Source organism: Sporomusa sp. KB1 (assembly GCF_007830295.1).
In the GTDB taxonomy this organism is placed as follows: Bacteria; Bacillota; Negativicutes; order Sporomusales; family Sporomusaceae; genus Sporomusa.
Genome location: NZ_VLKC01000002.1, coordinates 3,747,789 through 3,763,503 on the forward strand (window position 1 = coordinate 3,747,789; position 15,715 = coordinate 3,763,503).

General features: G+C 44.3%; 14 protein-coding genes and 1 pseudogene. 12 read left to right on the forward strand and 3 right to left on the reverse strand.

From position 1 onward, the window contains the following. Window positions 1-5: 5 nt before the first annotated feature. The 8 genes and pseudogenes from SALPA_RS21080 to SALPA_RS21115 all read left to right on the forward strand — a co-directional run bounded on the left by SALPA_RS21080 (window position 6) and on the right by SALPA_RS21115 (window position 7,267). A complete protein-coding gene (locus tag SALPA_RS21080) occupies window positions 6-893 on the forward strand; it encodes a respiratory chain complex I subunit 1 family protein (RefSeq protein ID WP_145098548.1) in 888 nt (295 codons plus the stop codon). Between the two features lie 12 nt (window positions 894-905). Beyond that, on the forward strand, window positions 906-1,532 hold the full coding sequence (locus SALPA_RS21085) for a hydrogenase (protein ID WP_145098550.1): 627 nt from the start codon (window positions 906-908) through the stop codon (window positions 1,530-1,532). Window positions 1,533-1,536: 4 nt separating this feature from the next. Further along, window positions 1,537-3,015, forward strand: a complete 1,479-nt coding sequence (locus tag SALPA_RS21090) for a hydrogenase 4 subunit F (protein ID WP_145098553.1) — start codon at window positions 1,537-1,539, stop codon at window positions 3,013-3,015. After that, complete coding sequence (locus tag SALPA_RS21095; protein ID WP_145098555.1) at window positions 3,012-4,523, forward strand: NADH-quinone oxidoreductase subunit C; 1,512 nt, start codon at window positions 3,012-3,014, stop codon at window positions 4,521-4,523. Before SALPA_RS21090 ends, SALPA_RS21095 begins: the two co-directional genes overlap by 4 nt. A gap of 11 nt (window positions 4,524-4,534) precedes the next feature. Beyond that, window positions 4,535-5,257 carry an NADH-quinone oxidoreductase subunit NuoB gene (gene nuoB, locus SALPA_RS21100; protein ID WP_145098558.1) on the forward strand — a complete coding sequence of 241 codons (723 nt, stop codon included), beginning with the start codon at window positions 4,535-4,537 and terminating at the stop codon, window positions 5,255-5,257. 59 nt (window positions 5,258-5,316) lie between these two features. After that, window positions 5,317-5,919: pseudogene (sdaAB, locus tag SALPA_RS21105) on the forward strand (L-serine ammonia-lyase, iron-sulfur-dependent subunit beta); the annotation flags it as partial. 16 nt (window positions 5,920-5,935) lie between these two features. Further along, window positions 5,936-6,823: an L-serine ammonia-lyase, iron-sulfur-dependent, subunit alpha gene (sdaAA, locus tag SALPA_RS21110; RefSeq protein WP_145098564.1), complete on the forward strand. Its 888-nt coding sequence runs from the start codon at window positions 5,936-5,938 to the stop codon at window positions 6,821-6,823. Between the two features lie 63 nt (window positions 6,824-6,886). Then, window positions 6,887-7,267 carry a RidA family protein gene (locus tag SALPA_RS21115; protein ID WP_145098567.1) on the forward strand — a complete coding sequence of 127 codons (381 nt, stop codon included), beginning with the start codon at window positions 6,887-6,889 and terminating at the stop codon, window positions 7,265-7,267. Window positions 7,268-7,310: 43 nt separating this feature from the next. On the opposite strand, the gene lgt is transcribed toward SALPA_RS21115, so the two are convergent. After that, window positions 7,311-8,108, reverse strand: coding sequence for a prolipoprotein diacylglyceryl transferase (gene lgt / locus SALPA_RS21120; protein ID WP_145098570.1), 798 nt, complete (start codon window positions 8,106-8,108; stop codon window positions 7,311-7,313). Between the two features lie 78 nt (window positions 8,109-8,186). Between lgt and SALPA_RS21125 the strand changes: the two genes are divergently transcribed. Together SALPA_RS21125 and SALPA_RS21130 are read left to right on the forward strand one after the other, a co-directional pair. Beyond that, window positions 8,187-8,720, forward strand: coding sequence for a TlpA disulfide reductase family protein (locus SALPA_RS21125; protein ID WP_145098573.1), 534 nt, complete (start codon window positions 8,187-8,189; stop codon window positions 8,718-8,720). Then, window positions 8,710-9,414, forward strand: a complete 705-nt coding sequence (locus tag SALPA_RS21130) for a cytochrome c biogenesis CcdA family protein (RefSeq protein ID WP_145098575.1) — start codon at window positions 8,710-8,712, stop codon at window positions 9,412-9,414. Before SALPA_RS21125 ends, SALPA_RS21130 begins: the two co-directional genes overlap by 11 nt. Before the next feature lie 10 nt (window positions 9,415-9,424). Here SALPA_RS21130 and SALPA_RS21135 read toward each other — a convergent pair whose 3' ends face one another. Then, complete coding sequence (locus SALPA_RS21135) at window positions 9,425-10,120, reverse strand: metallophosphoesterase (RefSeq protein ID WP_145098578.1); 696 nt, start codon at window positions 10,118-10,120, stop codon at window positions 9,425-9,427. Between the two features lie 99 nt (window positions 10,121-10,219). Next, on the reverse strand, window positions 10,220-13,486 hold the full coding sequence (locus SALPA_RS21140; RefSeq protein ID WP_145098581.1) for a DEAD/DEAH box helicase: 3,267 nt from the start codon (window positions 13,484-13,486) through the stop codon (window positions 10,220-10,222). Window positions 13,487-13,641: 155 nt separating this feature from the next. Between SALPA_RS21140 and SALPA_RS21145 the strand changes: the two genes are divergently transcribed. Together SALPA_RS21145 and SALPA_RS21150 are read left to right on the forward strand one after the other, a co-directional pair. After that, window positions 13,642-15,021 carry an aminotransferase class V-fold PLP-dependent enzyme gene (locus SALPA_RS21145; protein ID WP_145098584.1) on the forward strand — a complete coding sequence of 460 codons (1,380 nt, stop codon included), beginning with the start codon at window positions 13,642-13,644 and terminating at the stop codon, window positions 15,019-15,021. Window positions 15,022-15,128: 107 nt separating this feature from the next. Continuing rightward, window positions 15,129-15,683: a transposase gene (locus SALPA_RS21150; RefSeq protein WP_255451289.1), complete on the forward strand. Its 555-nt coding sequence runs from the start codon at window positions 15,129-15,131 to the stop codon at window positions 15,681-15,683. Window positions 15,684-15,715 lie beyond the last annotated feature (32 nt).

A 15,715-nucleotide genomic window follows, 5' to 3' on the forward strand; every position in this document is an offset into this window, starting at 1 on the left:
ACAATATGGAACAATTGACTACAATAGTAATTTCGCTCGGTTATGCTTTAGCTATTGTGCTAGCGGCGCCACTAGTCGCGGGAATTATCAAGGTTAGCAAAGCAAGGCTGCAAAACCGGCGTGGGCCAAGAGTATGGCAAGTGTATTATGACTTGTTTAAGTTATTACAGAAAGACACTATGGTGTCACCCACTACCTCATGGGTATTTAACCTCGCACCGTATATTTATTTTGCCGGCGCTTTTGGTGCAGCAGCACTGCTGACCTCAGGTGACTTATTTGCGCTTTTATATCTTTTGGCGGCTAGTCGCTTTTTTCTGGCGCTGTCTTCCCTTGATGCCGGCAGCACCTTTGGCGGCATGGGCGGTTCACGCGAGATGTATATTAGTGTATTAGTAGAACCCGTGTTATTAGTAACGATGCTTACGGTAGCAGCAAGGGCTGGTTCGACTAAGTTAGCAGCTATGTCGGCTGCTGCTGCCATTACGCCGTTTTCATTGCCATATATTTTTGCCGCTGTTGCTTTTTTAATTATATTAGTAGCAGAAACCGGACGAATTCCTGTAGATAATCCGGATACACATTTAGAATTAACGATGATCCACGAGGCTATGGTACTTGAATATTCAGGCCGCAGGCTGGGATTGATTTTTTTAGCAGCTGCCAGCAAACAATTGGTTTTTATCCTTTTATTTACAATACTATTTTTACCATGGCAGCCAGACGGCTTATCGCCCTTGCTAACATTCCTTTGGCTTGTTGCTAAAGTTTTACTTACGGCAGTGGCTTTGGCAGCGATTGAGTCCAGTACCAATAAAATGCGTTTGTTCAAAGTGCCAGGATTTATGGGCCTAGCGGGCATGTTGGCACTGCTCGCGTTAGTGGCACAGTGAGGGGGTGTAGCTATGAATTTACTTATTATCATTTTGCTGTTTTTGTCACTTTTATTGAGTCGGGTCACCAGTCTTAGAACGGCTGTAAATATTTTACTGTTTCAGTCGGTTTTGGTGGCATTGGCCTGTGCATTTGTCGCTGCCGAAACGGGCGCGGTGCATACGTATATTGCCGCAGCCCTTACACTTAGTATTAAAGCCGGGCTTATTCCTTACGCTCTTTTCCGTATTGTAAGAATGCTGCGCCGCGAACGGGAAGTTAATCCAATTATAAGTCCTAACCATTCGGTTATGGCTGCCGGTATTATGATTGTTCTGTCCTATGGACTGATTGACCGGGCATTGCCGGAAATTGTCAGCCGGGATGCGTTGGCTGCAGCGGTAGCCATGATGTTAATTGGTCTGACAATGATTATGACCCGGCGACAGGCAGTACTCCAAATTGTTGGTTTGATCACTATGGAAAACGGCATATATTTAGTAGGACTTTCGGTCACCAAAGGATTGCCGCTGATTATTGAACTTGGTGTATTTTTGGATGTGTTAGTGGCGGTAGTGGTGCTGGTTATTCTGACTTATCGGCTCAAACGCTCCTTTATGTCTACAGATACCAGTATGCTAAAAAAATTAAAGGGATGATAGTATGGGGCATTTGATCGTGTTAGCGCTTGTTCTGCCGCTTATAACCGGTGCTGTTACTATGACCCAGTCAGGGCAAAAAGCAATCCGGTTTATTAACTTGCTAGGCAGCCTATTATTGAGTTTCACGTTGCTAATGATTGTACAGGCTGTAGTGAAAACAGGGAACATTCATGCCAGACAATTCTATATTGACTCATTGAGTGCGGTTGTGCTGTTGGTAGTAGCTACTCTTACCTGTACGGCTACTTTGTTTTCCCTCTCTTATATGGAAAAGGAAATCCGGGAGGGAAAGGTTTCCTTAAAAATGCTAAAACGCTATTTTGCGTTGTTTAATTTATTTGTTTTTACGATGGTTTGCGTGCCTGTAGTAGAAAATATGGGGCTGCTCTGGGTGGCGGTTGAGGCTACTACCCTTAGTTCGGCGCTGCTGGTAGCTTTTTATTTTAACCGGGCAGCATTGGAAGCGGCCTGGAAATATGTTATGGTGTGTACAGTTGGCATATGCTTGGCTTTATTAGGGACTATTCTCTTGTATTATGCGCAAGTGAATGCTGATCTCAGCGGTGCAGGCAGGGCACTAAGCTGGCTGGAAATCCAGGCGGTTAGTGATAAACTTGATCCGGGCATGATTAAGTTAGCCTTTGTATTTATATTGATTGGCTATGGTACAAAAGCTGGCTTAGCGCCAATGCATACCTGGCTGCCTGATGCTCATAGCCAAGCGCCGTCGCCTGTTAGCGGGCTGTTATCAGGAGGTCTTTTGAGTTGTGCTTTATATGGTATTATTCGCATGGTTATTATTGTAAAGGGGGCTGTAGGGCCTGCTTTTCCTGAGCAGTTTTTGATCGGCTTTGGCATATTATCCATTGTGATTGCTGTGCCGTTTATTTTAGTACAGCAGGATCTTAAACGCTTGTTAGCTTATTCAAGCATCGAACATATGGGGCTGATTACTTTGGGATTGGGGCTGGGAACTCCGCTTGCCTTATATGGCGCGCTCTTGCATATTATTAATCATGCGGTAACAAAGTCAACCTTATTTTATCTGGCTGGGGCTATTATTCAGCATTATGGGACAAAGAATATTTTGCGTATTAAGGGGCTGGTGAGCGCTATGCCGGTAATTGGTGCAATGTTTGTTGCGGCCGTGCTGGCTATTGCGGGGTTACCGCCATTTAGCATCTTTTATAGCAAACTGATCATTGTCTGGGCTGCATTTCAATCAGGGAATTCCTGGTTGGGGGCGATTATATTGCTGTTGATGGCGGCTATTTTTGCCGGTATGATTTACTATACTTTGAAAGTGGGGTTTGGTCCAATACTAGGCAAAGTAACTGTCAACTATCGGCTGGGCAAACCAGCTATGGCAGCTGTGGCGGTTTCTATGGTGATAATGCTTGTTGGCGGAATATATCTGCCCCCCTGGCTTGATATGCTTATTAAGCAGGCGGTAGCTATTATAACAGGAGGGAAATTATGATCGAGACATTACAGGTTATACCGGCAGCAACCCTCAGGGCCGCGGCCACTGTGCTACGTCATGGTGGACGCTATCAGTTGACAGCGATGTTTGCTAATGATGAACGGGTGATAAACGGTAATTTTGCTATATATGCCATATTTTTTAGTAAGGAAGATGCGGCATATAAAACAATCAAGGCCATAATTAAACAGGATGAACCGCTGGAGTTTCCCTCACTTACACCGCTTATGGCAGCTGCTGCCTGGTATGAACGGGAAATTCATGACTTGTTTGGCTTAACACCGGTGGGACACCCGGATTTACGACCGTTGGTACTGCATGAAAACTGGCCGCAGGGACGATATCCGCTTAGAAAGGATTTTAATCCTGCCAGCCTGGAGTCTGGAGAAAGAACCCAATATCTAGTGCCGCCTGTTCAGGGAGAAGGGGTATTTGAAGTACCTGTTGGACCCATTCATGCCGGCATTATTGAGCCAGGACATTTCCGGTTTAGCCAGGCTGGTGAAAATATCATCAACCTTGAAGCCAAACTGTTTTTTACGCATCGCGGTATTGAAAAGTCGGTGGAAGGTCTCTCCTTTAGCAAAGCGTTATTGCAGACGGAACGTATTTGTGGTGTTTGCTCAGTGGCCAATACACTTTCTTATGTTCAGGCAGTGGAACGTCTTGCTGGTACTGAGGTTCCGGTAAGAGCTGAGTATGTAAGAGTATTGGCTGCTGAGTTGGAGCGATTATATAATCATGTTGGTGATATTGGTAATTTGTGTGCTGGCTTAGGCTTTGCTCCCGGTACCAGCAATGGGTCTCGTCTTAAAGAGCAGTTAATGCGGCTTAATGAGCGATTGACAGGAAATCGCTTCTTGCGTGGCTGGATTACCCTGGGTGGGGTTACCATGGATATAACGCGAGAAATGGTGCAGGATATTTCGCAGCTGCTTGCTGGGATTATGAGCGAGCTTGGTGAGTTAACCGGTCTGCTGCGTGATAATGATGCATTTTTAGACAGGGTTAACACGACAGGTATTTTGCCTGAGCAGGCGGTACTTGATCTGGGGGTTGTCGGTGTGGCGGCCAGAGCGTCAGGCGTTGACGTTGATGTGCGGCGGGATTTCCCTTATGCTGCCTACAGTCGTCTTACTTTTGACGTACCGGTATATACTAAAGGCGATGTAGCTGCCCGACTGTGGGTAAGAGCTGACGAAGCAGTCGAGTCCATCAAACTTATCGGTCAGCTGCTCGCAGGGTTACCAAGTGGTAAGCTTACAAGTAAATTGGGTTCCGTTGAGCCATATCAGGCAGCATTTAGTGTGACAGAATCACCGCGTGGCTCTAATTTGCACTGGCTCATGGCTGGCGAGAATAACACAATTTACCGTTATTTTGTCCGTTCGGCTTCATACCCGAATTGGCCGGCGCTTACTGTTGCTGTTCCAGGAAATATTATTCCGGATTTTCCTTTGATTAATAAAAGTTTTGAATTATGTTATGCTTGTCTTGATCGGTAAAGGGGGATACTATGCTTAACCTTCTAAGAAAAATTATAAAAACAGGCTGTGTTACTGAGCCTTATGACGGCGGTAGTGTGCCGCCCCGTTTTCGGGGCGAAGTATCTTGGGCAGAAAGTCAATGTCAGGGTTGCCAGCGCTGCCAGAGTGCCTGCCCTACAGGCGCTATTGGATTTAGCGATGGAAAATTGACAATTGATCACTTGGCCTGCATATTTTGCGGACAGTGTGTTGCTGCTTGTGAACATAATGCAATAGTTCATACGGGTGAATACCAGTTGGCAGAGATGAAGAATCGGTTATCTGGTAAAATTAAGTCGGTGCTTAAGCGTTCACTTCATATTAGACATGTTGATGCCGGCTCTTGTAATGCCTGCGATTGGGAAATGACGGCGCTGAATAATCCTATTTACGATTTACAGCAGTATGGTATTGATTTTGTACCGTCGCCGCGGCATGCAGACATGTTGATGATTACTGGCGTAGTGACCCGCAATCTCTCGCAAGCCCTTACTATGACCTATGAGGCGACACCTGCTCCTAAACTAGTAATGGCGGTAGGTGCTTGCGCTGCTAGCGGTAAGGTTTATGGCAACAGCTATGCAATTTGTGGTGCTGTTGATACAATCGTACCTGTTGATATCTATGTGCCAGGTTGTCCGCCGCGTCCGGCGGCGCTTATCTACGGGCTGCTATTGGCACTTGACCGGTTAGAGGAGGCCCGCAAGGTATGAATATTTTTGACATTATTGGTCCGGTTATGGTTGGCCCGTCCAGTTCTCATACTGCCGGAGCGGTACGGTTAGGGAATGCTGCCCGCGCTATCTTGGGAGAACCAGTGGCTGAAGCCGTCATCGGTCTGCACGGTTCCTTTGCCCAAACTGGCCAGGGGCATGGCACTGACCTGGCGCTGGTAGCAGGTCTAATGGGCTGGCCTACTGATGATTTGCGGATTCCGCAAGCCTTTGCTTATGCCAAAGAAACCGGCTTGAACTATGTTTTTAAGAATATTAATGCTGGTGATGCGGCTCATCCCAATTTTGTTACGTTTCAGCTAATAGGGAAAGCGGGAAATGAGAGTCAGGTGGCTGGCGCTTCTATCGGCGGCGGCCGGGTGGCTATCAGCGAGGTGGATGGCTTTTCACTTGAATTTACCGGAGATTTTCCAACTATCCTGACACTGCATGAAGACCGTCCGGGGGCGGTAGCTGAGGTCACTGGCATTTTATCTAAGCGCGGTGTAAATATTGCCCAAATGCGTGTCTTCCGCAGGAACAAAGGTGGGTTGGCCTGCATGGTGCTGGAAACCGACCAGCCGGTGGATGATTCTGATATCGCTGCCGTGACAGGGTTGCCGCTGATTCGATCAGTACGGCGTATTGCTGCAATAAGCTGATAGGGAGTGAACGTGCATGGCGTTAGCCAAAATATCACTTGAGGAATGGATTCAGACCGCTACCGCGCAAGCGGTTTCTTTTGCGGATTTTTGTGTGGAGTTTCAAAGTAAAGAGTTGGAATTAACAGCCACAGAAGTATTAGCACAGATGGAAGGCTTGCTTTCGGTGATGGAAGAGTCTATTGCCGCCGGGCTTAAAGGCCCACGTTCCAAAGGTGGTCTGGTAGGCGGTGACGCCCAAAAGCTACAGCGATATCTGGCAGGTAAACAACAAAGCATGCTGGGAAGTTTTATCGGCAAAGCCGTAGCTTATTCGATGGCAGTCGGTGAAGCCAATGCTGCTATGGGACGGATTGTAGCTGCACCCACGGCTGGTTCAAGTGGTGTATTGCCCGCCATTTTGTTGGCCCTGAAAGAGGAGTATAACATCAAGTCGCTTGATTTAGCCAAAGGCCTGGTAGTAGCCGGAGCTGTTGGCATGGTTATTGCTTCGCGAGCTTCTCTTGCCGGTGCGACTGGCGGTTGTCAGGCAGAATGCGGTTCGGCAGGGGCTATGGCCGCTGCGGCGATGGTATCCTTATTAGGCGGGACACCATCGCAGGTTGGGAACGCTGTTGCCATTACTATCAAAAATATGCTAGGCCTGGTGTGTGACCCAGTGGCGGGTTTAGTCGAGGTACCTTGTGTTAAACGCAATGCCGGGGCTGTATCCCAAGCTGTTGTTGCTGCCGAAATGGCACTCGCCGGGATTGAAAGCGTCATCCCGGTAGATGAGGTTATTGATGCTATGGATTCAGTCGGTCAGTCAATGCATTGTTCACTCAAAGAAACAGCTCAGGGTGGTTTGGCGGTTACACCTACCGCCCTGGCATTGGCGGAAAAAATTTTTGGGAACAAAAAATAAACAGGTTTTTACAGGTACAATGTAGAAAGACCAAAGAGAATATAATTTTTGGAGGGCTGCAGCATGAAAACAGTTGTTTCTTCTGATCGTGCCCCGCAGGCCATTGGTCCCTATTCCCAGGCAATTAAGGCCAATGGTTTTTTGTTTGTGTCAGGGCAAATCCCCCTGGACCCCATTACCGGACAAATTGTCTATGGTGGCATAGAGGGTCAAACGCCTCAAGTATTTACTAATCTTCAGGCTATTTTAGAAAAAGAAGGATTAAGTTTTGCTAATGTTGTGAAGACAACAGTATTCTTGAAAGACATGGATGACTTTGCGGCAATGAATAAAATCTACAGTCGATACTTTACTGCTGAGCCGCCTGCCCGTGTATGTGTTCAGGTGGCAAAGCTGCCGCGTGATGTTAGTGTGGAAATTGAACTGATAGCGGTGTATTCCTAAATAAAAAGCCGAAACCTTTGAACAGGTTTCGGTTTTTTTACTCCTACTTACTTTTTTTATCTGCCAGCCCGATACGCTCAGCATGGTAACCTTGCCAGATAAACAGGATAACCCCGATGAGTATAACTGCCAGGCTGGTAAGTTGGGCTGATTTTAGGCCAAACATAAGTGTACCGTAGTCTCCCCGGAGAAATTCCAGAAAAAAGCGGGCTGTCGAATACAAAATGGCATAAAGGATGAAAACCTGTCCTTTGGCATGATTGGTTGTTCTGAAGATTAATAACAGAACAAAGATAATGATATCAATCTGCCCTTCCCAAATTTCAGCCGGCCACAGGGGCTTATCGCCGTATACCTGGTGGGCTAAGGTGGTTGAAGGATAGATTATACCAAAATTGCCGCCTGTAGGGTGTCCGAAGGCATCACCATTCATTAAATTGGCCATTCGGCCAATGGCTTGTCCGATGATAATTGCCGGTGCAGCCACAATATCAGCAAAGGCCCAGGTATCAATTTTGTGGATTTTGGTATAGATAATGCCGGCAATTGCGCCTAGTAAAACACCGCCCTGAATGGCCATACCGCCCTGCCAGACAAAAGGAATTTCCAGTAGGTGGTGCTGATAATATTCCCAGTCAAAAAAGAAAACATCCCATAGTCGTGCGCCGACAATACCGGCTAACCCACAGTAAATTCCGATGTCTGGTACATGCTGGTGCCAGCGGCCGTCTTGTTTTGCAAGAAAATAAGCGGTGCCGGTAGCTAGAATAATACTTAGACTCAAGATTAATCCATAAGCACGGATAGGAAAATCGCCAATAAAAAAGAGGTACTGATGCATAGGCTGTTGAAACCTCCATTAATAATTAATATTCGTAAGCTGTCAAACATATATTTTTCATAGAGGAGCGGGGAGAGTATGCCAAGAAGATTTATCGTATTAGCGATAGCAATGATAGCGCTGACTGTCGCTATGGGCTTTATGGCCATGCAGCCGGAGAAATTTTTCGGGCCTGATGCCAGTAAACCGGCAGTAGATACGGGTGTAACTGTTGGAAAACGGTTACCAGAATTTGCCCTTGCCAATCTAAATGGCAAGGAAACCAAGGTTACCCTGGATAAACAACCTATTGTGCTCAATTTTTGGGCAACATGGTGTCCACCCTGCCGCCAGGAGATGCCTGAGCTTGACAAATTTGCCAGACAGCATAATGGAAAATTGACATTTTATGCTATTAACATTCAAGAGCCTGTTGATAATGTAACTGAATTTCTGGTCCAAAACCAGTACACCATGAATGTGCTTACTGATAAAGACGGGGAGGTGGCCAAGGCCTTTCATATTAACAGTATTCCGACAACATTGGTAATTGATAAACAAGGTATTATCAAATATCGAAAGTCAGGGCCGGTTACGGCAGCTGAACTGGAAGGAGTGCTGAATGGATTATAACCTCACCATCATAACAGTTTTTGGGGCAGGCGTAGTCTCGTTTTTGTCACCCTGCGTGCTGCCAATGCTGCCGACCTATACGGCTCTTTTAGCTGGTACGGAAAATCAAATAAATCCAGGTACTAACCGCTGGAATTTCATTGTGAATGCCCTTAGTTTTTTGAGCGGATTTACCTTGATATTTGTCGCTATGGGGGCTACTGCCTCTTATATTGGCGAGCTTTTTATAAATTATCAGGAGGTTATCCGTAAAGTAGGGGCGGCCTTCATGGTACTCATGGGTTTACAGGTGCTTGGGGTAGTAAAGCTTCCAGGTCTGGAGCGCGAATATCGTCCCTCATTACAGGGAACCTTTACTGGTCCCTGTGGGGCCTTTTTGCTAGGGTTGGCATTTACTGCCGGCTGGACACCCTGTACGGGCCCGATCTTAGCTGCCGTACTTATGTATGCTGGTTCTACGGCCACTGCTCTTCAAGGCGCTTTTTTACTGTTTATTTACGCTATGGGCTTTTGTTTGCCCTTTTTGGCATTAGCTATCGTGATAAATCGCTATATGAACCAAATAAAAGGGCTATATAAGTGGTTGCCGCTTATTCAACAGACAGCGGGAGTTGTACTTGTTATGGCAGGTATGCTGATCTATTTTGATTTGCTGCATAAAGTGTTGGGACTATTCTCAGGCTTATTTTATTAAACGGGCTTCTTTAGATAAGTGGTTTTACTGTAAAACCTAAGGCATCGCAAGATACCAGATGGTAGGCGGTGCCATTAATCATGCCGGTAGCGGCATGATTAATGGATGATTCACTGTGCAAATGACCATAAACACAGTGAATCACCTGATACTTGTTAATTAGACCGGCAAAGCCTGTTTCTGTTTGGTGGTTATAGAACGGGGGAAAGTGGAGCATAAGAATGATTTGGGAAAAACCGGCAGCGCGGGCAGCGCTGAGCGAAGCTTCGACGCGCAAGAGCTCGTGGTCAAAAATTGCCTGATCCTTAGACTTAAATAGTGGGTCTTCCGGGCATGTCCAGCCCCGGCTGCCGCAAATTGCCCACTCACCGGCGATGGCAAAATTGTTATTAAGAAATTCAAATTTGCCCTCAGTGGCTTTGGTCATCTTGCTTACAGTCTGCCACCAGTAGTCATGATTACCGCGAATCACGATTTTTCGGCCAGGCAGGCTGGCAATGGCATTCAAATCGACAAGCGCATCTGAAAGTTTCATTGCCCAGGAAATGTCGCCAGCAAGCAAGACAACATCTTCATCAGCTACTTGTTTTTGCCAGCTTGCTTTGATTTTTCCCCAATGCCCCTCCCAATGGCTGCCAAAAATGCTCATAGGTTTGATGACTGGCTGGCCTGACAAGTGGGTGTCGGCTATGGCAAATATCTTCATAAAAGAAAGCATCCTTCGTATGTTTTTTTGCAAAGGCTTACCCCTATATTTTAGCGAATAGTTGAATGAATAGCAAATGGATAAGCACTACACGTGTTTCTATAACGTAAATAACTCTCTGATTTCAGTTTCATTCATCTTAGTCAGGAGGCTTTCACCAGGCTTAATGAGAGAGTCAATCATTTCCTTCTTTTTCTGCTGCAGCAGGTATATTTTTTCTTCAATCGTATTTTTGGTAATTAATTTATAGACTTGGACAGAATTTTTTTGCCCAATTCGGTAAGCACGGTCGGTAGCCTGATCTTCAACAGCCGGATTCCACCACGGGTCATAGTGAATAACTATGTCGGCGCCAGTAAGATTGAGGCCGGTTCCACCTGCTTTCAGCGATATGAGGAAGACCTCTTTTTCACCGGCATTAAAAGAATTAACTAGTGTAATTCGATCCTCAGCCTTAGTTGCGCCATCTAAATAGTAGTAGTTAATTTTCATAGCCGCAAGTTTTTGCTTAATTATGGCTAACATGCCGGTAAATTGGGAGAATAGCAGAATTCGGTGACCACCATCGGTAGCGTCTTTCAATAATTCCTGCAGCATCTCAAGTTTGCCGCTGTCTCCCTGATAATTTTCAATAAACAAGGCGGGGTGGCAACAGATTTGTCGCAGGCGGGTTAATAAGGATAATATTTTAATATGACTTTTTTCAAAGCCCCTGGTGCTGACTTCAGTTTCAAACTCCTGCCTGGCTTTTAAGAGCCAGGCGGCATATAAATTGGTTTGGTCGGAGGTCATTTCGTTAACCATTTTGCTCTCAATTTTTTCCGGCAGTTCTTTTAGAACTGCTTTTTTCATGCGCCGCAAAATGAAAGGTTTAATATGACGGCCTAACTCTTGCAGTGCTTTCTGGTCGCCATTTTTGACTATGGGAATTTCGAACCGGTTGGTAAAAACCTTGTGTGTGCGCAGATAGCCTGGCATTAAAAAATCGAAAATTGACCATAACTCTGTCAGTGTATTTTCAATAGGGGTACCGGTAAGCGCAAAATAGCTTTTGGCTTTGATTTGTTTCACTGATTTGGCATTTAAGGTGTTGGGGTTTTTGATATGTTGCGCTTCGTCAAGAAAACAGTACGAGAAGTTTCTTTTTTTGTAGAATTCGATATCCCGTTTGATAAGGGCATAGGAGGTTATAACTAAATCGGTGTTATCAATATCTTTGAACTGTTCTAACCGTTCTGTAGGCTGACCGGAGATAACGACTGTTTTTAGACTCGGGGCAAATTTTACTACTTCTTCTTGCCAGTTATATACCAGTGAGGTTGGTGCAATAACAAGTGATGGTGCAAGAGAATGTTCTTTTTCGGCAAGAATGAAAGTGAGTACTTGCAGGGTCTTTCCCAGACCCATGTCGTCAGCCAGAATTCCTCCCAAACCGTAATGTGCCAGTGACTTAAGCCACTTCAAACCTGTTTTCTGATAATCTCGCAGCTTTCCCTGAATTCCCGGGGGAACAGCATATTCAATGTCTTGTGGTTCACGGATATCTTGCACCATGCGCTTAAAAGCGCTGTTTCTTTCAAAGGAAAAGTCAGCTGTTTCTCTTGCTAAGCTATCCAAGTATAAGGCCCGGTATTTGGGTAGTTCAACAACTTGTTTTTCAATATCCCCGGGACGGAGACCTAATTCCTCAATAAGTCCGGCAACCGTCTGGAATTCAGGGGAATCAAGCGGTATAAACCCGCCTGTAGGGAGGCGGTGATACCGTTTTTTTAATTTATAGGCAGCTAATAATTCAATTAACTCTTTTGCTGATATATCCTCAAGATTAAGGGAAAACTCCAGCATGTCAGTAGCTGTATTCAGTCTTATACCGGCGGCGATTTTCCCGGGAGGCTGGATTTTCATATTGTTAAATTCATCTGAATAAAAAATTTCAGCACTATCTTGCAGCTCCGGCAAAGCCTGCTGCAAAAAGGTGTAGGCGGCTTCTTCTTCGGCTAAAATGAACTTGTCGGCTGTCCAGACAAAACCATGCCGCTGAAAAATGTTTACTAGTATTTTTTCTTCAGTGGCCGACCGCAGCAGCCATTTATCGTTAACAGCAGTTGGTGCTGGACTGGTGCTGGCATTATACTGGATAATCACATCGCCGTAGCAAAATTCAATTTTGGCACTTATGCCTTCGGCAAATTTATCGAGATATACCCGTTTTTGCAAGTGCTTTTTATGGAATTTCTTATGTACAGCTGAATCAATGGTAACAGAGGCAATTGTTTCCAGTGCCGGTAAGGTGGCTGATACAAACTCTGACACCGCTGCAGCAGGAATATATAATTCAGGTTTGCGATTTTCACTAAAGCAATTCAGTAAGTGTTTAATATATTGTGCGAAAATAGCATCCACGTGATAGATGGCTTTATTATGAAAGATGTATTGAAAATCAGTATCAAGCCCATAAAATACGTCATTTGTTAAATTCATGGTTAGGTTTAAGCCGCCATTAATGGCCGTAATAGCCAGATCGACAGGCGGTCTGCCATTACAAATAGTGAGTTTTGTTATTTTTTGGTCGTTAACTATCGCTGTAAATGGCTTAGTGCCCATAGCCGTTAAAAAATGCAACAGATTTGTATTCGTAAGTTTAAATTGCCGCGAATCGCTAAAGGCGGAAAGTGATGTAGAGCCTGAAAAGGTGGGCAGGTTCCAAAAGACTCGCTCCTTTTCTTCTTTATAAGCCTGCTGCAGCATTTTTAGCAACAGAGCTGACAAATCATCAAACAATACTTCCTGCGGATTCAAAGTCAAATTTTTACCAAAAACAATTTCCTGGTTTGTATCTAAGGCGACAAGTAGTTGCGGAATATCCTTCAGGACATACATGCGGTCAGAACCAATGGTAAACTCTAAGTAACTTATTTTTCTCGTATTATACACATGGAAACCATAGGTAGGAGCTAGCTTTACTAACTGACTTGCGCCTGGTCTTTCAGAAGTCCCTGCGGTAGCCTGGTTTTGGAAAAAATCAAGCATTTCCTGAGTAGACCGTGTAAGCGGCACTGATTTTAAAGTACCAAAGTAATCTGACCAGGCGTGTTGAATGGCTTTTAATACGGCAACAACATGTTTACAGGCACCTTTGCGATGATGAAATGCAGGGCAATCACAGACGTAATTTTTGATTTTCTCTTGACCGTTAAAGGTCACGGATACGATATAGAAATAGTGGCCGCGAACCCGGGCTTCAAAGGTGTTATCCTGGCGTGTCAAATGTAAGTTATCAACGCAATTGTTGTGATAATAATGGCAGCCTCGTATATAGGAAGCGTCAGAATCTGCTTCATACTTAATTGTTTCATCTGCTAACATTTATAGTTTCCTTTCGCGCTTCTATCAGTAGTCCAATTAGTATTAATTACCCTGTTGCAAGTAAAAATCCTGCATTATTATTCCCAATATATCGTTGTTCAGCATATAGTATAGGGACGGTAGATAGCTAGAATAATATAAAGCGGGGTTGAAACATGAGCTACCATAAGAGGAATAGCTATTTCCGGAGTTTAGTGGCCGGAACAGAAACCAAGATACCGCTGGCAAATGGCAAATATGTTACCGCCATAAATTTTGATAATGCGGCTACTACGCCACCACTTTGCTCCATACTGAAAGAAATAGCCCAATTTGCTCCTTGGTATGCCTCTGTTCATCGTGGCAAAGGCTATAAGTCCATTCTTACTTCTGAATATTATGAAAATAGTCGGGATGTGGTAAGGAAATTTGTTAAAGCAGATAAACGTGACGCTGTAATATTTACCAAGAATACCACAGAATCAATCAATATGTTAGCCTATGCGCTTGTCAATCAGAGTGAGCAGCAAGTTGTTTTGTCAACATACATGGAACATTTAGCCAATGATATGCCCTGGCGGGATAAATTCATAATTGATTATATAACACTAACTAAATCTGGCAGGTTGTCACTGCAAGACTTAGAGTCAAAGCTTAAGGCCTATGAAAACAGGGTTAAACTTGTAACGGTAGCAGGTGCTTCTAATGTTACCGGTTATGTTAATCCCATTAATAAGATTGCTCGGCTGGCTCATCAATATGGAGCTAAGATTCTGGTAGATGGTGCCCAGTGGGTGCCACATATGCCTGTTGACATGAAACCGGTTAATTCTCCCGAACACATTGATTATTTGGTTTTTTCTGCTCATAAAATGTATGCACCCTTTGGGACTGGGGTCCTCATTGGACCCCAAGAAACGTTTGAGAAGGCTGTTCCTGTATATCAGGGTGGTGGAGCCGTTGGCCTAGTTTCGCATCAAACAATAGAATGGGATAATCCACCTGCCAAGTATGAAGCCGGAACACCTAATATGATAGGTGTGTTAGCACTTACTACGGCAATGGATGCATTATGCGAGTTAGATCTCAACAATATTTATCAGCATGAGCGCGAATTGATTGACTATGCCATTAGTGGTTTGGCAACGATACCGGGAATTACATTGTACAGTATGGGGAATAACAGCGAAGAACGAGTGAGCCTGATATCATTTGCTTTAGAGGGACTGCACCATAGTCAAATCGCTGAGATACTATCTCAGGAAGCGGGGATTGCTGTTCGCAATGGTTTGTTTTGCGCCCATCCGTATGTAGCAAATTTACTTAATGTAAGTACAGAAGAAATTAACTACTATCAGACCCATGATGATAAAACGATACCAGGATTGGTGCGAATTAGTTTTGGTTTATATAATACTATGCGGGAGATCGATATTTTTTTGAACCTATTGTCATGTATTGCCACCCAGCGGCAGTATTATGCCCGTAAATATGGTTATGTAATAGCGCCTGGACGCTGCAATACCAGCCAGACAAAAGAATATCCCTACTGCTAGGCACTGATAAACTAATACCACCCAGATTCCGCGTTACGGGTTCTGGGTGGTATTAGTTTTATTGGCTGACTCTGCATTCGTTTAATTAGTAGAACTGGCTGATACCATTGGAACAAGTAATGCGTCGGTTATGTGGGAGTTATGTATATTGGTATAATACTAAATATCGGAGAGTAGGTAATCTATTTCAAGACCGATTTAAGAGTGAAGCAGTAGAAGACGATCAATATTTTCAGACAGTGCTAAGATATATTCATCAGAATCCGGTCAAAGCGGGACTAGTAAAATGCGTTGAAGAATATAAATGGAGTAGCATGCAGGAGTATATAAACCAAGCAAAATTCGTAAATGTAAATTTGCCACTAGAAATGATAAGCTGCGATAGAGAAAAGAGAATAGAAAAATTTATAGAATATACTAATGGAATAAATGAAGATAAATGCTTAGATACAGATAATGAGGCCAAAAAGCGAATCATGGACGATGAAGCAAGAGAAATAATAAAAATGGAATGTACTATAAAAAATGCAATGGAGTTGCAGCAATTTGATTGCAAAACAAGAAATAGATACTTAAAGACATTAGAAGATAAACATAGCTTGTCGATTCGACAAATTGAACGGCTTACAGGCATTAATAGGGGAGTAATTTTAAAAGCATAATGGTGTCGACAACCCCGTCCCATTGACACCCC